General features: G+C 31.7%; 19 protein-coding genes. 16 read left to right on the top strand and 3 right to left on the bottom strand.

Features of this window, described 5'->3' with window-relative positions:
- The first annotated feature begins 3 nt into the window (after positions 1-3).
- The 12 genes from VK164_RS04750 (at position 4) to VK164_RS12910 (ending at position 14087) form a co-directional block, all read left to right on the top strand.
- Positions 4-2835: a hypothetical protein gene (locus VK164_RS04750; RefSeq protein WP_324208257.1), complete on the top strand. Its 2832-nt coding sequence runs from the start codon at positions 4-6 to the stop codon at positions 2833-2835.
- A 3-nt stretch (positions 2836-2838) separates the two neighbouring features.
- Positions 2839-3393, top strand: coding sequence for a restriction endonuclease (locus VK164_RS04745; protein WP_324208256.1), 555 nt, complete (start codon positions 2839-2841; stop codon positions 3391-3393).
- The gene (locus VK164_RS04740) at positions 3390-3851 is read left to right on the top strand and encodes a hypothetical protein (protein ID WP_324208255.1); all 462 of its coding nucleotides are present in this window, start codon (positions 3390-3392) and stop codon (positions 3849-3851) included. The genes VK164_RS04745 and VK164_RS04740 overlap by 4 nt, the downstream gene beginning before the upstream one ends.
- Position 3852: 1 nt before the next feature.
- Positions 3853-5073: a restriction endonuclease subunit S gene (locus VK164_RS04735; protein WP_324208254.1), complete on the top strand. Its 1221-nt coding sequence runs from the start codon at positions 3853-3855 to the stop codon at positions 5071-5073.
- Positions 5074-5082: 9 nt separating this feature from the next.
- Positions 5083-6384, top strand: coding sequence for a patatin-like phospholipase family protein (locus VK164_RS04730; protein ID WP_324208253.1), 1302 nt, complete (start codon positions 5083-5085; stop codon positions 6382-6384).
- A gap of 4 nt (positions 6385-6388) precedes the next feature.
- A complete protein-coding gene (locus tag VK164_RS04725) occupies positions 6389-7399 on the top strand; it encodes a ComEC/Rec2 family competence protein (protein WP_324208252.1) in 1011 nt (336 codons plus the stop codon).
- 6 nt (positions 7400-7405) lie between these two features.
- Positions 7406-8899 carry a class I SAM-dependent DNA methyltransferase gene (locus VK164_RS04720; protein WP_324208251.1) on the top strand — a complete coding sequence of 498 codons (1494 nt, stop codon included), beginning with the start codon at positions 7406-7408 and terminating at the stop codon, positions 8897-8899.
- Positions 8900-8902: 3 nt separating this feature from the next.
- Positions 8903-9682, top strand: coding sequence for an SseB family protein (locus VK164_RS04715; protein ID WP_324208250.1), 780 nt, complete (start codon positions 8903-8905; stop codon positions 9680-9682).
- Positions 9683-10037: 355 nt separating this feature from the next.
- Entirely contained in the window at positions 10038-10499 is a 462-nt protein-coding gene (gene tnpA / locus VK164_RS04710; RefSeq protein ID WP_324208249.1) for an IS200/IS605 family transposase, read from the top strand.
- A gap of 111 nt (positions 10500-10610) precedes the next feature.
- Positions 10611-11270 (top strand): hypothetical protein, encoded by a 660-nt coding sequence (locus VK164_RS04705; protein WP_324208248.1) that lies wholly within the window; start codon positions 10611-10613, stop codon positions 11268-11270.
- A 454-nt stretch (positions 11271-11724) separates the two neighbouring features.
- Positions 11725-13770 carry a M48 family metallopeptidase gene (locus tag VK164_RS04700; RefSeq protein ID WP_324208247.1) on the top strand — a complete coding sequence of 682 codons (2046 nt, stop codon included), beginning with the start codon at positions 11725-11727 and terminating at the stop codon, positions 13768-13770.
- Positions 13771-13895: 125 nt separating this feature from the next.
- The gene (locus VK164_RS12910) at positions 13896-14087 is read left to right on the top strand and encodes a rhomboid family intramembrane serine protease (RefSeq protein WP_414655541.1); all 192 of its coding nucleotides are present in this window, start codon (positions 13896-13898) and stop codon (positions 14085-14087) included.
- 111 nt (positions 14088-14198) lie between these two features.
- Here the strand turns inward: VK164_RS12910 and VK164_RS04695 are convergent, their stop codons facing one another.
- Genes VK164_RS04695 through VK164_RS04685 form a run of 3 tightly spaced genes read right to left on the bottom strand, consistent with a single transcriptional unit; the run spans position 14199 to position 18895 of the window.
- Positions 14199-16484, bottom strand: a complete 2286-nt coding sequence (locus VK164_RS04695; RefSeq protein WP_324208246.1) for a GH92 family glycosyl hydrolase — start codon at positions 16482-16484, stop codon at positions 14199-14201.
- Positions 16485-18734 (bottom strand): GH92 family glycosyl hydrolase, encoded by a 2250-nt coding sequence (locus tag VK164_RS04690; RefSeq protein ID WP_324208245.1) that lies wholly within the window; start codon positions 18732-18734, stop codon positions 16485-16487.
- A 26-nt stretch (positions 18735-18760) separates the two neighbouring features.
- Positions 18761-18895: a hypothetical protein gene (locus tag VK164_RS04685; protein WP_324208244.1), complete on the bottom strand. Its 135-nt coding sequence runs from the start codon at positions 18893-18895 to the stop codon at positions 18761-18763.
- Between the two features lie 169 nt (positions 18896-19064).
- Here VK164_RS04685 and VK164_RS04680 point away from each other — a divergent pair, with 169 nt between their 5' ends.
- The 4 genes from VK164_RS04680 (at position 19065) to VK164_RS04665 (ending at position 23483) form a co-directional block, all read left to right on the top strand.
- A complete protein-coding gene (locus tag VK164_RS04680) occupies positions 19065-19682 on the top strand; it encodes a hypothetical protein (RefSeq protein WP_324208243.1) in 618 nt (205 codons plus the stop codon).
- Positions 19683-19806: 124 nt separating this feature from the next.
- Positions 19807-20769 (top strand): hypothetical protein, encoded by a 963-nt coding sequence (locus VK164_RS04675; RefSeq protein ID WP_324208242.1) that lies wholly within the window; start codon positions 19807-19809, stop codon positions 20767-20769.
- A 947-nt stretch (positions 20770-21716) separates the two neighbouring features.
- A complete protein-coding gene (locus tag VK164_RS04670) occupies positions 21717-22856 on the top strand; it encodes a transglutaminase-like domain-containing protein (RefSeq protein ID WP_324208241.1) in 1140 nt (379 codons plus the stop codon).
- A 159-nt stretch (positions 22857-23015) separates the two neighbouring features.
- Positions 23016-23483 (top strand): hypothetical protein, encoded by a 468-nt coding sequence (locus VK164_RS04665; RefSeq protein ID WP_324208240.1) that lies wholly within the window; start codon positions 23016-23018, stop codon positions 23481-23483.
- The last annotated feature ends 256 nt before the right edge of the window (positions 23484-23739 follow it).

Below are 23739 nucleotides of genomic sequence, written 5' to 3'. Positions count from 1 at the left end.
TTCATGGATAATATAACTAGTAAGGAATACGACCATAAAAAACCACCAATAAATAAATTTTTTAGAGACGTTGTACTTTCACAAGAAATGATTGATAATTTTCTCAAAGAACAAACAGCTGAAGAAAGGTATAACAAATTTGTTGATTCTTTTCCTGAAGTAACAAAATATAACAATAGCTATAAAAACATTGGTAGCTTAGTTGGTTATATTGATGCAGAAATAAAAACTTTAGAAATAACTAAGAAGGAAAATGAAAAAAATCAACTAAAAATAGATTTTGAACTAGAATCTAAAAAGTTTGATGAAATTAACAAGGCGATTACAAAGGTAAAAACCAATAATGAGTCAATAGCAATAATTGAAGAAACTAGCTTCAATAAAAACCAATATAATCTTTTAGCAAGTCAAGTCAAATCAAGTTTGGTTTCTCTAGAAGAATCAAAAATAAAAACAGAAAATAAAATTGAAAACATTAGAATTGCGTATAACGGAATAGAAAATGACGAAAAAAATAAAGGTATAATTAATTACATCGAGAATAAAAGAAAGTTAACAGATATTGAAAACCAAATTACTAATCTTAAGGAAATAATTTCTTTTATAGAAAACAAGGAAAAAATTCAAAATCAAATTGAATTTATAAAAAAGGATTTTGATAATGAAAAAATTAAAGAAGGCAAACTAAATGAAATTGAAAAATTAATTAAAACTTTTTTTAATCTAGAAATTGAAATAAAAAATTTCGAGAAGAAGATAAATGATTCAAATCAAAATAATATTGATATCGAGAATGAAATTTCTATTATAAATAATCAAAATATAGAATATCGAAACAATATCAATTTGTTAACAGATGACCTTAAAAAAACTCAATCAAAATTAAATGAATTTCCTCTTTTCAAAGAAAAGTTTGAATTTGTTAAAAAAAAGTTAGAGCCAGTTACTAGTGAATTAAATAAAATTTCAAACACTAAATCTGAAAAAGAGAGAACATTAGAAGGATTTAAACTTAAGATTAGTCAACTAAATTATTTTGAAAATCATATTGAGGACGATATTGATTTACTTTATGAAGTAAATGAATTTAAAAACTACAAAAAACAATTAGATGAATTAAAAAATCTTAAATTAAAAACAAATACTATTGAAAATGAACTTACTATTTTAGAAAATGAAATAAACACTCAAAACTCTTTTAATAATGAATTACAAATATTCATTAATAACGGTTTAAATATTATAAATCGTAATAGTCAGTCAGATTGCCCATTATGCAATCAAGAATATGAATCTTTTGAAAAGTTATCAAACAAAATTATCGGCAATAATTTACTTGAAAAGCAATTAAAAGAAAAGTTAGAAATAAAGAAAAATAAAGAAGAAATAAAGAAAAATTCTATTGAAGGATTTAAATTAAAAGTTAATGAATTAAAAAAAATAATAGCTAATCTAATTCAACCATATAAAGTTGATTTACAAAAATTAGAAAAGGAAATTAATAAGCTTTCTATTCAAGAACAAGAAAAAAGAATTGAGCTAGAGATTATCCAAAAATCTTCTAATGAAGTTTCTACTTATTTTGATAATAATAATGACATAGTAAAGTTTGAAGAGGAATTAAAAAACGAAATCAACAATTTAAAAAAGCAGATTTCAACATTTGAAAATTCAATAAGAGAAAATTCAAAAAAACTCAACGAAAAAAGATTGCTTGTTCAAAGTAATCATGCGAATATTGAAATACTTAAGAAAAGTATATACAATATTAATAATATTGAAGAATTTAAAAGAGTAAAAACTTTTTTTAAAAATGATTTAAATGATATTGAAATCTCAAACGAGAATTTGTTGTTTGAAAAAAGTTCAATTAATTCTCGAGTTACAAAATTATTAGAAGAATTAAATTTAAATCAAAAAAACTTAAAAGAAATTTTAATTAAACTATCGAATTATAAACTAACGTTAAAAGAGTATTTAAAGAAATTAGAAGAAGTTGAAAAAGCTAAAACCATAATTTTTAAAGTTATAGATTATTATGAAAATTTTATAAAATCAGAGTTTGCTATTGATTTAAAAAACAAACAAAAAGAAGAAATCGAAAAGGAATTTAATGAGTTAATATCTAAACATAAAATCATTCAATCCAAAATTGAAAGTCTAATTGAGAATTATAAAATTATCGACACTTTGAAAGAAGATTGTTTAACCTTTTCTGAGTCAAAAATAATACAGAATACTATTATTGAAATTAAAAAAGATTTAGCTAAATATGAATCTGCAAAAAAGAAATTATTAATTGAAAAAGAACATCTTGAACTTTATTTAGAAAAAACTATAGATGAGTTTTTCTATACAGATTTGATTAATGAAATCTATAGAAAAATTGATCCTCACCCTGATTATGATTCTGTTGAATTTAAATGTCAATTTGCAGAAAATAAACCAAGACTGCAAATCTTCACAATAAAAAAAGATAAAGTGGGAAAAAAAATAAAATCAATACCAGCATTATATTTTAGTACAGCTCAAATCAATATTTTGAGTTTAAGTATTTTCCTTGCTAGAGCACTTAAAGCAAAGAATGACAATAATGAGCCAGTAGATTGTATATTTATAGACGACCCAATACAATCAATGGATAGTATAAATATTTTATCATTTATTGATTTATTTAGAGGTATTATAACTTCACTTGGTAAACAATTAATTGTTTCTACTCATGAAGAAAATTTTCATTTGTTGTTACAAAAGAAAATACCAAAGGAATTATTTAAATCTAAATTTATAGAGTTTGAAACTTTTGGAAAATTAAGACCAGAAATTGTTAGTTAAAATATGGCAAAAGATAATTTTAAAACTCCTTTACATGAAATAAAAGACGGTAACTATTTCCAACAAATAGTTGCTGCTTATTTTAGAAATCTTGGTAATGAAAAACAAGATTTTCATATTGCAGATGTTGAAGTAAACGATTCTGGTATAGGTTGTGATAATGGATGCGATATTTTGGTTGATTTTCATTTTAAAGATGCAATAGGAAAACACAATCATAGGTGGGTTGTTGAGTGTAAATCCCAAAACAGAAGTGTTGGAAATAGAGATATAAATATAAATAATCTTTATGGAATTTTAAAAAGTAAAAAAGCAAATGGTTATCTATTAGTTTGCAAAAGTAATGCTAGTTCTCAGTTAAAAAGACTATTAGAAGAAAATGAAGAAATCCATTCTGTAATTTGGTCAGGAACTGAATTATGGCAAAAATTTACAGATGCAAAAAAAATCATTGAATCTTTCTTTCCGGATTATTATTATAAGTATTTTATCGAAAATAAATCTATCGAAAAATTTGATAGTGCTTTTGAAAAATTTGAAAATCAAATAAAACAATGAGAATATTTATATCCTATTCCTTTTTGGATAAAGAACTTTATTTAATAACACTTTTAGTTTCAAAATTAAGAGAAAAGGGAAATATTGTTCAATTATCAGAGGTACAAAATACATACAGTAATTATATTAATAATTGCGATTTTTTTGTTGGAATAATTACCAATAATAGTCATTCAATTAATAATGTATTTAATGAATATCTTATTGCTGAAAGTGAAGGCAAACAAAGAATTTTACTTATTGAAGAAGGTGTTCAAGTAATTAGAAATGATATTGAATTTATAAGATTCAATAGAAACAATCCACAAATAGCTATTCAACAACTATTTAAGGATAAAGAGCAGAAGCCTGAAAAAAAATCAAATGTTGTAGAAGAGATTGTAACTGCCGGAGCAATAATTGCTGGTGTAGCAGCTTTACTTTCATTGTTAGCAGGTGGAAACGATAATAAAAAGTAGAATGAAAAAAAACTGGCAAATAAAAAAACTTGGAGAGATTTGTAATTTCGTTGGAGGTGGGACGCCAAGTAAAAACAATTCGGATTTTTGGAATGGCAATATTCCTTGGGCATCTATTAAGGATATAAAAGGACAATATTTAAATAAAACTAGTGACTATATAACTGATTTAGGTTTAAAAAAAAGTGCTACAAATTTGGCACATCCAAATGAAATAATTCTTGCAACAAGAATAAATCCAGGAAGACCAATTATAACAAAAATAAAAACATCGATTAATCAGGATTTAAAAATTGTAAGACCAAAAATAGAAATCCATAGAGACTTTCTTTATTATTTGTTTTTAAATATTGAAAATGATATCATAAAACTATCAAATGGTACTACTGTATTAGGCATCACTTTAAATTCATTAAATGAAATTGATATACACTTACCTACACTAGAAACCCAACAAGCCATTATCTCCAAAATAGAAGAACTTTTCAGTGAGTTAGACAAAGGTATAGAAGATTTAAAAACCGCACAACAACAACTCAAAACCTACAGGCAAAGTGTATTAAAATGGGCTTTTGAAGGAAAGTTAACGAATGAGGATCTAAGAGAGGGTGAGTTGCCAAAAGGTTGGGAATGGACAACGTTTCAAAAAGTTTGTATTAAGATTGGTGATATAGACCATAAGATGCCTAAACAATTAGAAAAAGGTTATCCCTATGTGTCAACAAAAGATTTTACAAATAATCTAAAAATATCATTTGATAATGCTAAATATATTTCGGAAGAAGATTATTTAAACTTATCAAGAAAAATAAAACCTGAAAAAGGAGACATTATATTTCCTCGTTATGGAACAATAGGAAAAAATATTTTAGTGGATTTTGATAAAGAATTTCTTGTTTCATATTCATGTGCAGTTATTAAACCTAACCATGATATAGTTCTTTCAAAATACATTTATTTATTTTCATTATCACCTAAAATAACTGATGAAATTAGAAAATATGTAGTTAAAACAACACAAGCAAATATTGGAATTGCATCTATAAAAAGTTTTGTTTTTCCTTTACCGTCAATTGAAGAACAACAGAAAGTTATTGATGAATTAGAAAGTCGTTTGAGTGTTGCCGATAAAATGGAGGAAAGTATTGCGCAAAGCTTACAACAAGCCGAGGCATTGCGTCAGAGTATATTGAAAAAGGCTTTTAATGGGGAGTTGGTTTAAAGAAATAATATGAAAAAAGGAAAGAAAATAGGATTAAGCTTATCTGGCGGTGGTTACCGAGCTACGATTTACCATTTGGGGACAATTAGAAAAATTAAAGAAATGAATTTACTTGATAAAGTAGATGTTATTTCTACAATATCAGGTGGTTCAATTACTGGAGCATATTATGGTTTAAAAGGTGATAATTTTGACGAATTTGATAAAGGGTTAATAAAGATTGTAAAAAAAAGCATCATTAAAGGAATATATTTTTCTTTTAGATTCATAATTATAATTTTTACTTTATTATCAGTTTTAGGGTTAATGATTTATCTTTTATTTACTGATTTTGCATGGGTTTCAACTCCTTTGTTATTGGTAACTGTTTTTATAATTATTAAATACCAATTTAAAATATTCCCAGTAAGTCGTATAATAAATAAACTTTATGCTAAATGGTTCTTTGAAAATAAAAACCTTAAAGATTTTAATAAATCCCCTTTAATTGCAATTAATGCAACAAATGTAGAAACTGGAAGACCATTTACCTTTTCAAAAAATAAAATGAGTGATTCTAGTTATGAATTCCCCTCAAATGGAGAAAAACCTATTCGCTTTATTCCTGATGAATTTCCAATATCATTAGCAGTTGCATCTTCAACTTGTGTACCTTTTGCTTTTACTCCTATATATATAGAAAAGAAATTTTATCAAGATGAAAAAGACTTTTTAAAAATCAAACCTTGTTTAGTTGATGGAGGCGTGTATGATAATCAAGGTGTACATAAACTTACACATGGAAATAGCTCCTATGTCTGTGATATAGTAATTGTTAGTGATGCAGGTGATATGATGCCAAGAATAAATTCATTTAATAATATAATCCAACTTTTAGTTAGAACAAGTGATATTTTTATGAATAGAATTAAAAATTACCAAATGATACAGCATGTTTATGATAATTATAAATTCAATAAAAAATCAATCGCTTATCAATCTCTAGGTTGGGATTTTGATAGTTGCATAAAAGGTTTTATGGATAACCTTAAAAAAGGAGCTATCATAGATGAAGTTATTGATGCACATGAAATTTCTAGAACAGAAATTAAAAAAGAAGAATGGGAATTAATTCAAGACAAGCTTGAAAAAAGAATTAATTACAATGTCATAAAATCAAAACAACCAACTAAACATGAATTAAGCATTGCTAGGTCAGTTACAACAAATCTTAAAGCTTTAAAAGATAATGAAATTGAATCGTTAATAAAACAGGCTGCTAGCTTAACAGAAATACAAATAAAATTATATTGTCCAATTTTAATAGATTAATATTATGCCCTATGAAATAGAAATGCTAAATGTAGGAAATGCTGATGCAATTATACTAAGATATATTAATCCTAATGGAACAGAATATGTTGTTGTAATTGACGCAGGAAATAAAAAAGATGGAATCAAAGTAGCTGAACAAATAAATGCTTTTACAACTCAAAAATATATCGATTTAGCTATCTGTAGTCATCCTGATAGTGACCATATTGGAGGATTTTTTTATTTAATTGAAAATATGCAAATAGATGAGTTTTGGATTCATGACCCAGCTAATCATGTTGATTTAAGTGAAATTAGAAAATCAATTAGTGAAGCAAGACTTACAAAAAGCATGAGTAAGATTACTGAGTCTATTGATAATAATATTAACTTATTAGAGATAATAAGAAAAAAAGGAATAACACACAAAGAGCCTTTCACTGGATTAAAGCATGAACATATTCCATTAACTATTTTGGGTCCTTCAATTCCTTTTTATGAAAGTTTAATTAAAAATTTTAGGGATGTTAAGCAATTATTTGAAGAAGAAAGAATTTTAGAATATGATGATAAAGATGAATATGGCTTACTTTGTCAAATTTTAAATGAGGATGAATCTCTTTCTGATGTTCTCGACGAAGATGACGATAAATCCTCTGAAAATAACAGTAGTACTATAATAGCTTTTCATCCTGATAATGGAAAAAAATATTTATTTACAGCAGACACAGGACCTATGGCTTTACAAAATGTTGTTGATTCATATCCTGAATGGACTAAAGAATTAGACTGGCTTGATGTTCCTCATCATGGTAGTAAGAAAAACTTAAATTCATCACTAATAAAACACTTTTCACCTAAAGTTGCATTTATTTCAGGTAAAGGTAAAAGAAAATATCCAAATATGGCTGTAGTAAATGCATTAAAAAAGGTAGGTACATTAGTTTATTCTACTGCAAAATCAGAAGGGAGTATTATTCACAAAGACGGTTTTGCATTAAGGCCAGGTTATGGTCCAGCAGAAAATTATTAAATTATTATGAACAAAGAAAACACAAACGCATCCAGTATAGTAAGTAAAGTATGGGCATTTTGCCAAACCCTTAGAGATGATGGAGTGGGTTATGGCGACTACTTGGAGCAACTAACGTATTTGTTATTTTTAAAAATGGCAGATGAATACAGCAAACCGCCACATAATAGAAAAATGCCTATTCCAAGCGAGTATGCCTGGGATACGTTAATTAGTAAAAGTGGTAGTGAGTTGGAAAGTCACTACAACAATATGTTGCGAGAGTTAGCCAAAGAAAAAGGTATTTTAGGGCAAATCTTTGTCAAGAGTCAAAACAAAATACAAGACCCTGCCAAGCTGTACAAACTTATCGCACTCATCAATGCTGAAAACTGGATATTGATGGGCGTAAAAGACAAAGGCGATATCTATGAAGGCATCTTAGAAAAAAACGCAGAAGATACCAAAAGTGGAGCAGGGCAATACTTTACTCCAAGACCATTAATTAAAGCTATGGTAGAATGTTTGCGTCCAGAACCTATGAAAACCATAGCGGATCCAGCTTGTGGTACAGGAGGTTTCTTTTTGGCTGCTTATGATTGGATTGTTGATAATAGAACGTTAGACAAAGAAGAAGCAAAGTTTTTGAAATATGAAACGTTTTTTGGTAATGAAATAGTAGCTAGTACTCGTCGTTTGGCGTTAATGAATTTGTTCTTGCACAACATTGGCGATATTGAATCTGATAATTTTATTTCACCTAATGATTCTTTGATTACTGATTCAGGTACACGTTATGATTACATCTTAGCGAATCCACCCTTTGGTAAAAAAAGTAGCATGACCTTCACCAATGCCGAAGGCGAACAAGAAAAAGAAGATTTAACCTATAACCGTCAAGACTTTTGGGTAACTACCAGTAACAAGCAATTGAACTTTGTGCAACACATTCGCACCATGCTAAAAACAACAGGTCAAGCCGCTGTAGTATTACCTGATAATGTTTTGTTTGAAGGTGGTGTAGGTGAAACCGTGCGTAAAAAGTTATTAGAAACCACCGATTTGCATACTATTTTACGTTTGCCAACAGGTATTTTCTATGCCAATGGTGTCAAAGCGAATGTATTGTTCTTTGATGGTAAACCCTCAAGTAAAGAACCCTGGACAAAAGAAGTTTGGGTTTATGATTACAGAACCAATATTCACCATACGTTAAAGAAAAATCCTTTAAAATTATCGGATTTAAAAGACTTCATTGCTTTATACAATCCAGAAAATCGTCATAAGAGAACGGAAACCTATAACACAGAAACCAATCCAGAAGGTCGTTGGAGAAAGTTTGGTTACGATGAAATTATAGCAAGAGACAAAACGAGTTTAGACATAACATGGTTAAAAGATAAATCGTTAGCCGATTTAGATAATTTACCCGATCCTGATGTTTTGGCAACGGATATTATAGAAAACATAGAAGCCGGTTTAGATAGTTTTAGAGCTATTATTGCAAGTTTGAAAGGGTAATATATGGGTATTTTCAACAAACTATTCGGAAAAAAAGAGCCTGAATTTACACCTGATAATTCGGTTTTATTGCAATTGATACAAGCGTATCATCAAAATGAAACACCCGAAAACTATAAAAAAGTGATGGACGAGTTGTATGGTCCACGTGCTTTTTTAGTAGTGCCTTCTGATGGGAAACAATCAACATCGGATGCATGGCATACGCTTAAAAAAGGATCGACAGTAGGATTTACTTCAGTTTTTGATGTGGATGGGTTACTGGTTTTTGGTGTATTTACTTCGGAAACCGCTTTGTCGAAATGGATTGATAAGGAAACTGCTTTCATGGCTATGCCTGCTCGTGTTGTAATGGAAATGGCTCAAGAATATAATTTTGGTCGTATCGTTATCGACAGTGAGCAAGAGACTATGTTTGTGTTGGAACGCAACAGAGAAAATATTGCTACTACTACGGTACAAGAAGAAACACAAGTGCAAGTTGGGTTTCCGCAACATCCTATTGATGGAGCTAACAAAAGTCAATTGCTAGATGCTTTTAGTAAGAATAGCAATATTAAAGAGGTGTATCATTTTGTGATGCTTCGTAATCAGGAATCGATTTATATATTAGCTTTTGTATTGGAAAATTATTCTGAAAATGCCCGATTGGCGGTAATGGATTGTGTTAACGATGGTATGAAAGGGTTTACTTTAGACTTGCCACTGGAATCGATGTATATTGAAGAGTCGGATAGTTGGTATGAAACGGTTCAAAATTTTGGGGTGTTTTATGGTAGGTGAATAGTGAGAAGTGAGAAGTGAGAAGTGAGAAGAGCCAAGTAAAAAGTGAAGAGTGAGAAGTGGGGAGTGAGAAGTGGGGAGTGAGAAGTGAAAAGGGAATAGGGATAAGGGGATGGCTTTACTGCGTAAAGCGGATGCCTACTGTGTAGGAGATTCCTAATCTGCGGAATGTCGACTGGACTAAAGTCCAGCCTTATGAGATGGGTCGAGCCGCTGGCTCTAATACTTAACGTTGCGTATAAGTCCTGTAGGGACGTTCAATCTTATGGCGATGGATTTTAATCCATTGTTTTATAAATGTTATGGAGATGGGTTTTAATCCATGGATAAAAGTAAAATCAAAAATATAAGTGTTATGGCAAATTCTTATAATCAGGTTTATATACAAACTGTTTTTGCTGTTAAATATAGAGCTGCGGTTCTTGATAAGGAATGGAGAGATGAGGTTTTTGCAGTCATTGGAAATTTAATTAATGAAACTGGTTGTAAGACAATAATCGTAAATGGTGTTGACGATCATGTGCATTGTTTTTTAAGTTTAAAACCAACGGTTTCAATTTCTGAATTAATGAAAACAGTTAAGGCAAAATCTTCAAAATTTATTAATGACAAACGTTTTTTGTTAAATCGTTTTGAATGGCAAGAAGGATATGGTGCTTTTTCCTATAGTCAGTCACAAGTAGATGCCGTGTTTAAGTACATCAAGAATCAAGAGAAACATCATTCTAGAGTAAATTTTAGAGAGGAGTTTGTATCAATTTTAGAAAAATTTGATGTACCATATGAGGAACGTTATATTTTTGAAGAATTAAAATAAACTTATAACTACCAGAACAAAATTTTAATTAACAAAATGAGAACCATCAAAACCAACAAAACCCCAAAAAATACCACCTCAAAAGTCTACACCCTCCATCAACTCGATTGGTTGGAGTATGTGGCACTGGGCTTGAGTTTGTGGTTTGTGTTTTATCCGAAGCCTTATGAAATTTTGTTGGTAGCCTTGTTGTTGCTTCCTTTTGTGGGGATGTTTTTAAATGGGTTGCACAAGCCTAGTATAGCGTCGTTAGTAGAAGTAGATTATTCGGCAAAAGAAAAATATGATGTGGCGGATTTTATAGATGTTCCAGCTTGGGCTATTGTATTGCGGGTATTAATGGATTATGAAACCGATTCTTTTATAGCTATTCTTACCGCGGGCACAGTTGCTTTGGTAGGCATTTGTTTGTTTTTGTTAGTGACACATCAGCAAATTTCGGATTCTAATAAAGATAAGAGTTGGATCTATGGTTCGATTGTTTTTAGTTTTTTTGTGTACAGTTACAGTGCAGTGGTTGCAGTGAATTGCACTTTTGACAATTCGGAGCCTAAAGTGTATGAAACGGAAGTCATTGATAAGCATATCAGTAGAAGTAGAAAAGGAGGTCGCTCTTATTATGTAAAAGTAAAGCCTTGGGGTCATCATTATGATGCGGAGAATATCCGTGTTTCTTCTTCTGAGTATGACTTGTATCACATTCATGATCAGGTTGCTGTGGATTATAAAGAGGGATTGTTGGGGATTCCTTGGTATTATTTGGAGAAGTGAGAAGTGAGAAGTGAGAAGTGAGAAGTGAGAAGTGAGAAGTGAGAAGAGCCAAGTAAAAAGAGCCAAGTAAAAAGAGCCAAGTAAAAAGTGAAGAGTGAGAAGTGAGAAGTGAAGAGTGAGAAGTGAAAAGGGAATAGGGATAAGGGATAAGGGGGATGGCTTTACTGCGTAAAGCGGATGCCTACTTGTAGGAGATTCCTAATCTGCGGAATGACAATTTTTGAGGGTTTTAGTTTCGCAAAATTTGTACCAACGGTTATAATAGCGCTCAGCCAGAGTTTCAGTTGCTAATATTTTATTTCAGCCACTAATATTGAACCTCAGCTACCAATATTGAATTTTAGTAAAGATTTTAATAGTGATAATGTGAATGTGTTTTGAGTAGTATGCTTTTGTTTTGATTTTAAAAGAATGAGTTATAAAAAATAAATAAAAAATTAGTTAATCGTTTTCAATGGAGATTCCAATTTCGTCGAGTTTTAAGAAGCAAACGACAAAGGCTATAGTAGCTATCGTGCTTTTTGTGTTGTTTTATATGGTATTATTTGCTCTTGCTGTAGGTTTAACAGTAGGTTGTTTGGTATTGGGTTTTACAATTATTGTTGCCAAACCTATGTTATTTACATTGGTGTTTGGTATTGGTATTGCCAGTTTAGGGGTTTTGATTTTGATTTTTTTGGTGAAATTTATGTTCCAAAAAAGTAAGACCGACTTATCGAGTTATACTGAAATCACTAGAGCTCAGGAACCACAATTGTTTGCATTTATTGATGTTATTGTAAAGGAAGCCAATACCGATTTTCCAAAGCATGTGTATTTATCTCCAGAAGTGAATGCGAGTGTATTTTATAATTCGAGTTTTTGGAGTATGTTTTTCCCTGTTCGCAAAAACCTACATATTGGAATGGGATTGATCAATAGTGTTACACATGATGAATTGAAGGCTATTTTGGCGCATGAGTTTGGACATTTTTCTCAAAAAACCATGAAAGTGGGAAGTTATGTATATCATGTAAATCATATTATATATAACTTGTTGTACGACAATGGTTCTTATGATGTAATGGTGCAGAAATTGGCCAATGTGAGTAGCTATTTTGTGTTGTTCATTAATATTGCAATAAAAATTATAGAAGGTATTCAATGGATGCTTCAAAAGATGTATGCGTTTGTAAATAAGAATTATTTGGCGTTGTCTCGAGAAATGGAGTTTCACGCAGATGCTGTTGCGGCACATATTGCAGGAGCTTCCCCCGTAAAGTCTTCTTTGTTGCGTATGAACTTGGCCGACAACAGTTATAACCACGTGTTAAATTTATATACAGAAAAAATCGCAGAGGGTTGGATAAGTGAAAATGTATTTAAAGAGCATTCATACATGATGCGATTTTTAGCCGAAAAAGAGCGTATTCCGATAGTGCATGATTTACCACAAATAGCTAATGATGATGCTTCAAGTAAATTTGTTAAGTCGAAGCTAGTCATTGAAAATCAGTGGGCATCGCATCCAGAAACAGAAGAGCGAATAGCAGCAGTAGCACGTTTACAGGTAGATAAGAAAGCAACCAATACCTCCCCAGCATTGCATTTGTTTGCAGATGGAGAGGCAATGCAAAAGCGGTTGACTTCAAAAATGTTTTCATTTGTACAATATGAAACAGCAACACAAGTAGTTGATTTTGATAAGTTTAAAACAACTATTCAGGCTAAAATGGATGAATATGCACTTGATTCATTATATAACGGGTATTACAATCAGTATAGTCCGCATACAATTTCGTTTGAAGAAGTTACAAATCCGGCGGTATCGGTTGCAGATTTATTTAATGACGAAACGGCTGCTTGGCCTAGTGCTTTGCAAACCTTGTACGCCGATTACCAGACTTTAGAGGGTATTAAAAATTCGTATATCAAGATTCGTTCATTTGATTATGAAGGAAAAAAGTATGCATCCAATGAGGCTAATGTAGTGATGCAAATGGTTAAAAAAGAAATTGATACACTTGAAGAGCGTTTGAAATATAATGATCAATTGATTTATAGATTCACACTTGAAAAGGGCTTAGCGCAAGAGCAGGCTTATTTGTACAAAACAACTGTAGAGCAGTATTTGGCTGGCATTATCGGTTATGAAGCAAATATGGAATTGATGAATGCTATTCATAGTGAGTTACATTTTATAACGGAACAAAATTCACATGAGTTTATTCTTTCAAGGTTTAGGCAATTTGAATCAACAGAAACAAATTTTAAAAATGCTTTGCAATCGCTTTTAAGAAATGAACTTTTGTATAAAGAACTTACTATGGAGGCACGCAATAGACTTCACGATTATATTGTAAAAGAGCAAGTATATTTTGCTGGGACAAGTTATGATGATGCTGCATTGAATTTGTTTTTTGAAGCTAAAAACACCTTTCATATGCTTACGGATAAATTATATTATAAAAACAAAAAGGCTTGGTTAGATTTACAAGCATCTATTTTGAATAAGGCATGATTTGTGTTGGTTTGTTTGCGAGAGGTGTAGAAGTAGGTGGAATGTAATTATATATTTATGAAAAAAGGGATTTTATTTTTAGCGTTTTTTATTACTAGTTTGAATTTGATGGCGCAGGATATTTTATTGCATCCATTCTTTATGAATCATTTCTTCACAAAATTGATAAAGGATTTTTATATAGTTTGTTAGCCTACATTGGAATTAATTTGGTTTTAGGACTTGTTGGTAGCGGAGGGATTGATAATGCAGCTCATATTGGAGGATTAATGTGTGGTTTTTGTTATTGTGTTTTGTTTCCTTTTTCGAAGAAGTAGGTGGTGTGTTATCTCAATTAAATAATAAATCGAAAGCAGTTACAGTCTCATAAAAAAATCCTCAATGATGCTATACCATTGAGGATTTATTATTTATGAATAAGGCAGCTTTTAATGTTTGTTGCTCATTACGAATATTAGTTTGCCGCCATTCATTATTTCGGTGTGTGTTAGGGTTAACTTTTGAAGTGGTTTTCCATTTAGTATGATGCTTTTTACAAAAACATTTTCGTCGGATTGATTTTGTACTTCAATTTCAAATACTTTTCCGTTTTCTAAATTCAGTATGGCATTGTTTACTATGGGACTGCCGATGGCATAGTTTTCTGATCCAGGGGCTACAGGGTAAAAGCCTAGGCTACTGAAGATATACCACGCACTCATTTGTCCGCAATCGTCATTTCCGCCTAATCCATCTGGGGTGGGTTGGTATTGTTTGTTTAGGATTAGACGAACTTGTTGTTGTGTTTTCCAAGGTTCGTTTGTCCAATTGTATAGATAGGGTACGTGGTGTGCTGGTTCGTTTCCATGTACATAGCCGCCAATGATACCATCACGTGTAATGTCTTCGGTTTCGGCGAAAAAGGAATCGGGTAAATGCATACTGAATAGGGTATCTAATTTTTTAGCGAAGGCTTTTTTACCGCCCATTTTTTCTACTAATGCCGTAGGGTTGTGGGGTACGAAAAAGCTATAATTCCAACTGTTTCCTTCGATAAAACCTTGTCCGTGTGTGCTGTAGGCATCAAATTCTTTTTTGAAGGTACCGTTTTCTAATTTTGGACGCATGAATCCGACCGAAGCATCATAATTATTTTTCCAATTGTCGGCACGCTTTATAAATTCAGCATAAATACTTTCCTGATTTAATTTTTTGGCAAGTTGTGCAATTGCCCAATCGTCATAAGCATATTCTAAAGTGTTTGAAACCGAAATACCACTAACTTCAGCCGGAATGTAGCCTTTATCCATATAGGCTCCGATGCCTTCATAGTTGCGCTTTTTGGCTGTAGTTACACAAGCTTCTAAAGCTACCATCGGGTCGCCTTTATAGGTTCCTTTGATGATGGCATCTGCAATTACGGCTACACTGTGATACCCGCTCATGCACCAATTGTCATTGGCATAATGGCTCCAAATAGGCAACATGTGTAAACTGCTTTGGTTGTAATGTGCTATCATGGATTGTACCATGTCTGCATTTCTTTTGGGTTGTATCATATTGAATAGCGGATGCAAGGTTCTGTAGGTATCCCATAAAGAAAAAGTAGTATAATTAGTAAATCCGTTGGCGGTATGTACGTCTTGGTCTAATCCTTTGTATTGGTTATTAGTGTCCATGTATACTGTAGGACTGATGAATGCATGGTAAAGTCCGGTGTAAAAATTAATCATGTGGCTAGGACTGGCTTCAATTTGAATTTTATTCAATTCGGTATTCCATTGCTCCTGGGTTTGCTGTTTGACTTTTTCAAAATTCCAATGCGGGATTTCTGCCTGCATATTGGCGAGTGCATTTTTTTGGCTGACCGGAGATAAGGCAAATTTGATTTGAATTTTTTCGTTTTCTTCGGTTTCGAAGTCAAAGAACATTCTGATTTTTTTTCCTGCTATTTCTGGAAAATTTTGAGTGGTATTGAATTTTCCCCAAAACCCTCGATAGACTTGTTTGGAATCCCAATTTTTATGTCCATACGACTTGAAAGGTTTAGAGAAACTCATAGCAAAATACACCGTTCTGTTTTTCGCCCAACCATTGGTTTGTTTGTACCCCGTAATTAAAGTATCATTCACCACACGAACATACGTCCACACCGTTTTATCATCATAATTGTAAATTCCTGCCATTAGGTCAAGGATGATATGCGCTTCTTTGCTTTTAGGAAACGTGTATTGGTGCATTCCCACTCTGGTGGTTGCTGTTAGTTCGGCCAGAATGTTATGGTCTTTGAGTTTTACTTTATAATATCCAGCTTCAGCGGTTTCTTCCTCGTGGCTGAAAGCGGAACGAAAACCTTTTTCTGGATGCTGTGCAGTGCCTGGGTTCAGTTGTAAAGGACCTGTTGTAGGCATGATTTGGAAATCGCCTAAATCGGAATGTCCTGTTCCACTGAAATGCGTGTGGCTAAAGGCTACAATAGTTTTGTCGTCGTATTGATAGCCTGCGCAATATTTATATACCTCTGGATTATATTTTCCATTGACAGCATAGGGAATGGTATCGGTATCTGGACTTAATTGTACCATTCCAAAAGGCGCCGTAGCCCCAGGATAAACATGCCCCATTCGTTGGGTACCAATAATAGGTTTTACGAATGGGATTAGATTTTTATTTGTTTTTTGAGCACTAATTCCTAACGAAAGTACTGCAATAAAAAGGGTGAAGTATTTTTTCATTTATTTACTTGTTGACATTGAAAAAGGGAAATATTCGGATTGTGTACCTCGAGTGGTATTTGGTGTTGGAGCCATTTCAAATTGTAAGGTTCCTCCGTTTAGTATGGCTTCATGACTGATCCAATTGAAAGGGTGTTCTTTTTTATTTAGTGTGCAGTTTTGGATGTATTTGTTAGCTGCGCTGTTGTTAGGTGCGGCAATTATAAATTGTTTTCCGTTTTCTAAATGTATGGTCACTTTTTTAAATAAGGGTGTACCCAATACATATTGATTGGTTGCAGGACAAACTGGATAAAACCCTAATGCCGAAAATACATACCAAGCGGAGGTTTGTCCGTTATCTTCGTCGCCACAATACCCATCTGGAGTGGGTTGGTATAGTTTTGCCATCACTTCTCTTATCCAATATTGTGTTTTCCACGGTTGACCTGCATAATTGTACAGGTAAATCATGTGTTGAATCGGTTGATTGCCATGTGCATATTGCCCCATATTGGTAATTTGCATTTCTCTGATTTCATGAATGGTTTGGCCATAATAGCTGTCATCAAAATGAGGAGGCATAGTAAATACAGCATCTAATTTTGCTGTAAACTCTTTGTAGCCACCCATCGCTTGTGCTAAACCATCGATATCATGAAATACACTCCAACTGTAGTGCCAGCTGTTGCCTTCGGTAAATGCATCGCCCCATTTTAAAGGATTAAAAGGCGATTGAAAGCTACCATCTTTATTTCTACCACGCATTAATTTTGTTTCCGAATCGAATACATTCTTATAATTCAGCGCTCGTGACTTGTACAAATCGATGTCGGCTTGCGGTTTGTTTAATGCTTTGGCTAATTGATAAATAGCAAAATCATCATAAGCATATTCTAAGGTTCTTGCGGCGTTTTCATTGATATTCACATCATAAGGAACGTAGCCTAATTTGTTGTAAAATTCGACACCCTTTCTACCTGTTGCTTGTGGTCCTTCGTTATTTGCACCATGCAATAGCGCTTCATATAAGGTCTCAATTTCATCGATTTTTACACCTTTTATATACGCATCCGCTACAACCGAAGCCGAGTTGTTACCAATCATAATATCACTGTAGGATGGACTGCTCCATTCGGGCAACCAACCACCTTCCAAATAATCATTTACCAAGCCTTGCTGCATTTCTTTATTGATACTCGGATACACTAAGTTTAATAAGGGATATAATGCACGAAAGGTATCCCAAAAACCCGTACCGGCAAAGCGATACCCCGGCTTTACGGTTCCTAAATAGGGGCTATAATGTATGGGTTGCCCTTGTGCGTTGATTTCGTACATTTTCATTGGGAAAAATACGGTGCGGTATAGCGTAGAATAAAAGGTACGCATTTGGTCTGGTGTGCCGCCTTCTACTTGAATTTTGCTTAGGGTTTGATTCCAGATTTTCTTAGCTTTTTGTTTTACGGTTTCAAAATTATCGGAACCTATTTCTTTTAGATTGATTTCGGCTTGTTCCCAACTGATGAACGAAGAGGCTACTTTTGCCGAAATTTTCTCTCCTTTTTTTAGGTTTTTGAAATGAATTAATCCTGATATATGCGCTCCAGAAAGTTCTAATTCTTTCATTTTTGTGGCATCGCTCCATAGTGAGCTTGGGTCAAATGCTTTATCAAAAACGATTACAAAATAGTTTTTAAAGTTATTGAGTTTGCCACGCGCGTATTTCGTACTATACCCTATGATTTTATTTTCGGATGGAATGATTTTGAGATAAGAACCTCTGTCGAAGGCGTCTATTACGATATATCCGTTGTCTGTTTTTGGAAAGGTAAATTGAAAGGTAGCAGCTCTTTCTGTGGGTGTAATTTCTGTAGTGATGTCGTAATCGGCTAAGTAAACACTGTAATAATAAGGTTTTGCGATTTCTGTTTTATGGCTGAACCAACTGGCGCGTTGTTCTTCGTCAACCGTTTCTTTTTGCACCATTGGCATTAAGGAAAACATCCCGTAATCATTCATCCAAGGAGAAGGTTGATGGGTTTGTTTGAAGCCTCTAATTTTAGTGGCGTCGTAGGTGTATTGCCATCCGTTTCCGTTGTTTCCTGTTTGCGGTGTCCAAGCATTCATTCCCCAAGGTAAGGCTATAGATGGATAGGTGTTTCCGTTGCTTAGTTCATAATTGCTGTCGGTTCCCATTAAAGGATTAATCCATTCTACTAAGTCGTTATTTTTATTGTTTTCTTGTGCCATACTTTTGATAAGTAGCATCAAAAAAATAATTGTAAACCTTTTAGTCATGTTTTTAATTCGTTGTGATTGTTTTTCAAATATACTAAATTGATAGGTTTGATTTTGTTTTCTAATCTATTCTCATGAATTTTAACTTTTGAGTTGTCTTTATGAGGATTAAGATTTTTTAGAAAAGTCATTTTGTATGCTCTTGTTTGGGTTATTTGTTTTCGGTTTATTATGTAGCGTTTATATATTTTTTCTGTTATATTTGAAATTCAATTCTTACCTTTTAATCCGTTGGAGATGTAGAAGTTTTGGATGTGGTTTATATTACATTGATTGTTAATGTTCAGTAATTATATATTTATGAAAAAAATAGTTTTAATTTTTGTGTTACTATGGAGTTGTGGTATGTATGCACAAAATGATACCATTCCAGGAGAAGCGGAATACCGAAAACATTATGATTGCCGTTATGAAGAGGGCAATATTTTGGTAGTGCAAAAGAAAGGCAAAACGTTGGACTATGCTACAAGTTGGGGTGTAGGTAACGCTGGTTTTGTGATTCGTATGGAAGCTATTTATGATTTGGAATTTGCCAACGGTAAACGGTATCGCAGTGGTGTAATTAAGAATATTACGAATGATAGTATTTCTATTAGTACGACAATGAATGCAAAGTGTGCTGATTATGAGGGTATACCGTATAAAATTGATACATATGCACTGGATGATATAAAAATTGCTCGATTTGTGAATGATGCTTCACTAGGATTTTTTACAAAAAAGAAGATTGATGAAGACTATGAGTTGGTAGTGCTGAAAGTATCCAAAGCAAAGTTGTGTCCGGCCGTGTTAACGTTTCCCAAAAGGAATAATGAGGTAAAAGTATGCCACTATATATTAACAAAACAGGGGTATTCGATACTTTATGAAACAGATGGTTTCTTGGATTATATGGAATATCCAGTTACATGGAATTAGAGGTTTGTAACGCTTAATCTTAGTAGTTCTGAAACCTGTTTCACAGCGATTTCATTAAGGGTACGTCTCAATACTGCTCAAAACAAGTTGTATAACTATTACAACAAACTTAAACAGAAAACAAATGAAAAGACAAATTACAATTTTATATCTATTTTTTTTAAGTCTATCTACATTTGGACAAAACCAAAATGAACGAATTCTTTATATCGTAGATTCGATTCCTGTTATTGAAGAACCAAAAGAAGGTTTAGTAACATTAACAGAAAATGAAATTGAGAAAGTTGATGTAATAAAAGAAAAAAAAATAATTGAAACCAAAGGCTTCAAGGATTTAGACGGAATTATTTATGTTTTTACCAAAGAGTACGCAAAAAGACCTGATAGCTTAAAAGCTATTCCTTCAACTAAAAAAATGACAAAAAAAAATGGGGCTTGGTTTTTAAAAGACTCTGAAGCATATACAGGTAAATTTATTGACTATTATCTTAACGGTAAAAAAGAGGGTGAAGGTTATTTATTTAATGGCAAATTAAAAGGTAAGCGTTTATTGTTTCATATAAACGGAAACGTGTCAGACGAAATTGAATACGAAAATGGGCTTTCAAACGGAACTGAAAAGCGATTTTACGAAAACGGAACCTTAATGCAAAAAGGCGAGTTTAAGAACGGAAATGAAATTGGAATTTGGGAAATGTATCATCCAAACGGACAATTAAAACAACGAACAAACTTTGTGAATGGGAAAATGGACGGAACATCTGTTTCTTATTATTCTACGGGAGAAATAAAAGGAAAAAACAATTACATTAATGGTATATACCAAAAAGATAAAATAAATGATAAACTTTTTGAATTATATAATCAATCACAAGAATTATACAGACAAATGGATTATAAAGGTGCAATAAAAAAATTAGATGCAGCTTTAAAAATTGAACCTAATTGGTCTGATGGTTATTTTGCCAGAGGAACAATGAAATTAAATAACTTTCAGTTTGAAGAAGCTAAAGCGGATTTCGATAAGACTTTACAAATAGAACCATTTTTTACAAACGCATACGGAAATAGGCATTTACAATTATAAGAAAATATGAATTTGGAGATAGTCGAACATTGTCTGAATCTAATGACGTACGAGTGTTTGCTACGAAAAATGTTGAAATTACTGATTCAGAGATTGAAAAAATTTGCCTTGATTTAAGTAAAGCCGTTGAACTTGGCGATACTAATTCTATGGTGTTAGAGGCTTATAAAAAATATTGTAAAAAATAAATCCTGTTGATAACTGTGATTCACTTCAAAGGTTACTTCCTGATTTTGCTACTGAAAACCCGCTGTTGAATGGGATGTTTTGTTATATTTGTAATGGCTTGGTGTTGGCTCAATACCAATGAAAATTGGCCTCAGAATGTTAGCAGTAATACTGAAAAATAAACTGTATATAAATGTACACATCTTTATATTTCAAATTTTATATTTTTTTAAAATCTAAAAAATCAATAGATCCGTCTTTCAATGCAAGCTGTTTAATATTTATTATGCAGTTTATTCACCTTTTATTAGTGATATTACTTCTTGGTGATTTTTTTCAATTTAAAATTCCAAGTTTTAACACTAACAATTCGACCAACAAATTAATGTTTTTTCCGATAGGTTTATTATGGCTTTACTTTACACATAAATTTTTCTCTTCTAAATTAAAACAAACGGATTTAAAAAAAGTCAAGTGTGTTTATGAATTAAATAATTCAAAATTTTTTGTTCTAATTTCGGGAACTATTTTGATTCCTCAATATTTTATAATTGTTCTTTCTGGCGGGAAAATATGGAAATAAAGTAATGCTGCTAACTTCAGTTCGTTTCAATGACTACTTCTGGATTTTGCTACGGTAAACTCGCTGTTGAATGGGATGTTTTGTTATGTTTGTAATGGCTTGGTGTTGGCTCAATACTGCTCAAAACAAGTTATATAACTTTGGCATACATACTATCCGAAGAAAAATCACGTTAAAAAGGAAACTAATTTATAATATGAAAATTAAAATCACTTTAATTGCCGTTTTATCACTTTTTGGTCAATTCCTTTTTGGTCAAAAAAAGATTCCAATTATTAAAGCAACTTCTAAAACTGTAGACATACGAGATGGAAAAAATTTCAGAAAACAGAATTGGACAATTTCACCCGAAATAAACCCAGATGTTTATGAAACAAGTTCTTTGGGGCAAAAAGTTACTTTTATTACAGATAAAGATTCAATTACAGTAAAAATTAAAAAGGATACTGAATTTAATTTTATTATTTTACTAAATGACTCCATAAAAGCTAATACTCAAATCAAATATAAAATTCCATATTTGGAAAAATTAAAGAATGCAGAAAATTATAATATATCTGACAATAGATTTATACCAAAATTTGAATATCAATCTATGGATAATCCTAATCTTGTTAGGATAAGGAAAGATTTTAAATTAGATTCGATAGCAGGTAATGGTAATGAAGTTTCTAAAATTCTTAACTTATTACATTGGGTTCATAATATCATAAGACACGATGGTAGTAGTAATAATCCTACTTTGAAAAATGCAATCGATTTAATTAAAGTTTGTAAAACTGAAAAACGTGGAGTTAATTGTAGAATGATGGCAATTATTCTAAATGAATGTTATTTGTCAATGGGAATAAAATCAAGATATATAACTTGTATGCCTAAAGAGACAGATTTTGATGATTGTCACGTAATAAATATGGTTTACAGCAATGACTTAAAAAAATGGATTTGGATTGACCCAACATTTGATGCTTATGTAATGAATGAAAAAGGAGAATTACTTGGAATTAGTGAAGTACGTGAAAGATTAATAAATGGTAAGACGTTGATATTAAATCCAGAAGCAAATTGGAATAAAAAAAATTCACAAACAAAAGAGTATTATTTAGAAACTTATATGGCTAAAAACTTATACAGACTAGAAACACCATTGGTAAGTGAATATGATTCTGAAACTTGGAAAAACGGAAAGGAAATAACTTATGTTGAACTACTGCCTTTAGATGGAATTGTGCAAACGCCACAAAAAAATGAGCAAACTAATGCGAAAACAGGTGTAAAATTTACTCACTATAAAACAAATAATCCAAATTTATTTTGGACAGAACCAAACAAATAATGAATAAGCACTACTTATTTCAGTTTGGCAATATAGTGGGGTTTAGGCTTAATTTAAAATTTTTGTCAGTTTTTGAAGTTTAGTGATTAACCAACAAAGAATTATTTAGTCGGTTGTAGTCAAGCTACCAACGTTAACAGTAACCTTGAAAAATTTAACATGAAAAGAAAGATTTTAATTTTATCTATAATTTTAGTAATGCAATTCGCTAATGCACAACTAAAAAACAAATATGCTGAAATGCACAAACTATTTCCTGACTCAAAATCCAACGGTTTAAGAAGTGAAGGAAGTTTTTTAGTTGAAGATTTATACATTGACGATGAAGTGTCGAAAATGATAATTTATAATAAAGAGAGCATTGCTGTTGGAGTAGGAAATTCTGATAAAAAACTTATTGAAAAGATAACCTATGACAAAGTAATCTCAAATGAATTGCCAGATTTTAAAGCTTCAAAATCAGCAATTGTTGATACAAAAATTTATTATTATGATGAAAAAAATAATTATTTAATAATTAATAATTCTGCTTCAGAAAGAAATGAATTTCCGTTAAAAAGTTATTTTATTATTATTGAACCTAAAATTATTGAAATTTGGATTAAGAGTATAGATAATTGGAAATAAAAATTTCTGCTAACAGTCGTTTGTTGAAATGATGGTTTCAGTACAAAATTGTAAAATCTTTGATTGAACATTTGTGTAAAACAGCAAAAAATAATATACCAATGAAAGTATCGGTTATTCTATTTTTTTGGTTTGAAAAGTTTAGTGATTCATTGCTGAAAAATCCTATTTAATACTTGGTGCAACGGTCTCAGAAGAACCAATGAAAAAAATGTTTATTGTGAATGTCTAAATGGTGACTGAGGCTCTCGAAGCC

This window comes from Flavobacterium sp. (assembly GCF_035299005.1).
In the GTDB taxonomy this organism is placed as follows: domain Bacteria; phylum Bacteroidota; class Bacteroidia; order Flavobacteriales; family Flavobacteriaceae; genus Flavobacterium.
Note: the sequence above shows the minus strand (reverse complement) of the source record. Positions and strands in the feature narration are given on the sequence as shown.

Bases quoted from the DNA above. Each gene is read 5' to 3' on its own strand.
- VK164_RS04750 (WP_324208257.1), top strand. From the start codon at position 4: ATGGATAATATAACTAGTAAGGAATACGACCATAAAAAACCACCAATA.
- VK164_RS04745 (WP_324208256.1), top strand. From the start codon at position 2,839: ATGGCAAAAGATAATTTTAAAACTCCTTTACATGAAATAAAAGACGGT.
- VK164_RS04740 (WP_324208255.1), top strand. From the start codon at position 3,390: ATGAGAATATTTATATCCTATTCCTTTTTGGATAAAGAACTTTATTTA.
- VK164_RS04735 (WP_324208254.1), top strand. From the start codon at position 3,853: ATGAAAAAAAACTGGCAAATAAAAAAACTTGGAGAGATTTGTAATTTC.
- VK164_RS04730 (WP_324208253.1), top strand. From the start codon at position 5,083: ATGAAAAAAGGAAAGAAAATAGGATTAAGCTTATCTGGCGGTGGTTAC.
- VK164_RS04725 (WP_324208252.1), top strand. From the start codon at position 6,389: ATGCCCTATGAAATAGAAATGCTAAATGTAGGAAATGCTGATGCAATT.
- VK164_RS04720 (WP_324208251.1), top strand. From the start codon at position 7,406: ATGAACAAAGAAAACACAAACGCATCCAGTATAGTAAGTAAAGTATGG.
- VK164_RS04715 (WP_324208250.1), top strand. From the start codon at position 8,903: ATGGGTATTTTCAACAAACTATTCGGAAAAAAAGAGCCTGAATTTACA.
- tnpA (WP_324208249.1), top strand. From the start codon at position 10,038: ATGGCAAATTCTTATAATCAGGTTTATATACAAACTGTTTTTGCTGTT.
- VK164_RS04700 (WP_324208247.1), top strand. From the start codon at position 11,725: ATGGAGATTCCAATTTCGTCGAGTTTTAAGAAGCAAACGACAAAGGCT.
- VK164_RS04695 (WP_324208246.1), bottom strand. From the start codon at position 16,484: ATGAAAAAATACTTCACCCTTTTTATTGCAGTACTTTCGTTAGGAATT.
- VK164_RS04690 (WP_324208245.1), bottom strand. From the start codon at position 18,734: ATGCTACTTATCAAAAGTATGGCACAAGAAAACAATAAAAATAACGAC.
- VK164_RS04685 (WP_324208244.1), bottom strand. From the start codon at position 18,895: ATGACTTTTCTAAAAAATCTTAATCCTCATAAAGACAACTCAAAAGTT.
- VK164_RS04680 (WP_324208243.1), top strand. From the start codon at position 19,065: ATGAAAAAAATAGTTTTAATTTTTGTGTTACTATGGAGTTGTGGTATG.
- VK164_RS04675 (WP_324208242.1), top strand. From the start codon at position 19,807: ATGAAAAGACAAATTACAATTTTATATCTATTTTTTTTAAGTCTATCT.
- VK164_RS04670 (WP_324208241.1), top strand. From the start codon at position 21,717: ATGAAAATTAAAATCACTTTAATTGCCGTTTTATCACTTTTTGGTCAA.
- VK164_RS04665 (WP_324208240.1), top strand. From the start codon at position 23,016: ATGAAAAGAAAGATTTTAATTTTATCTATAATTTTAGTAATGCAATTC.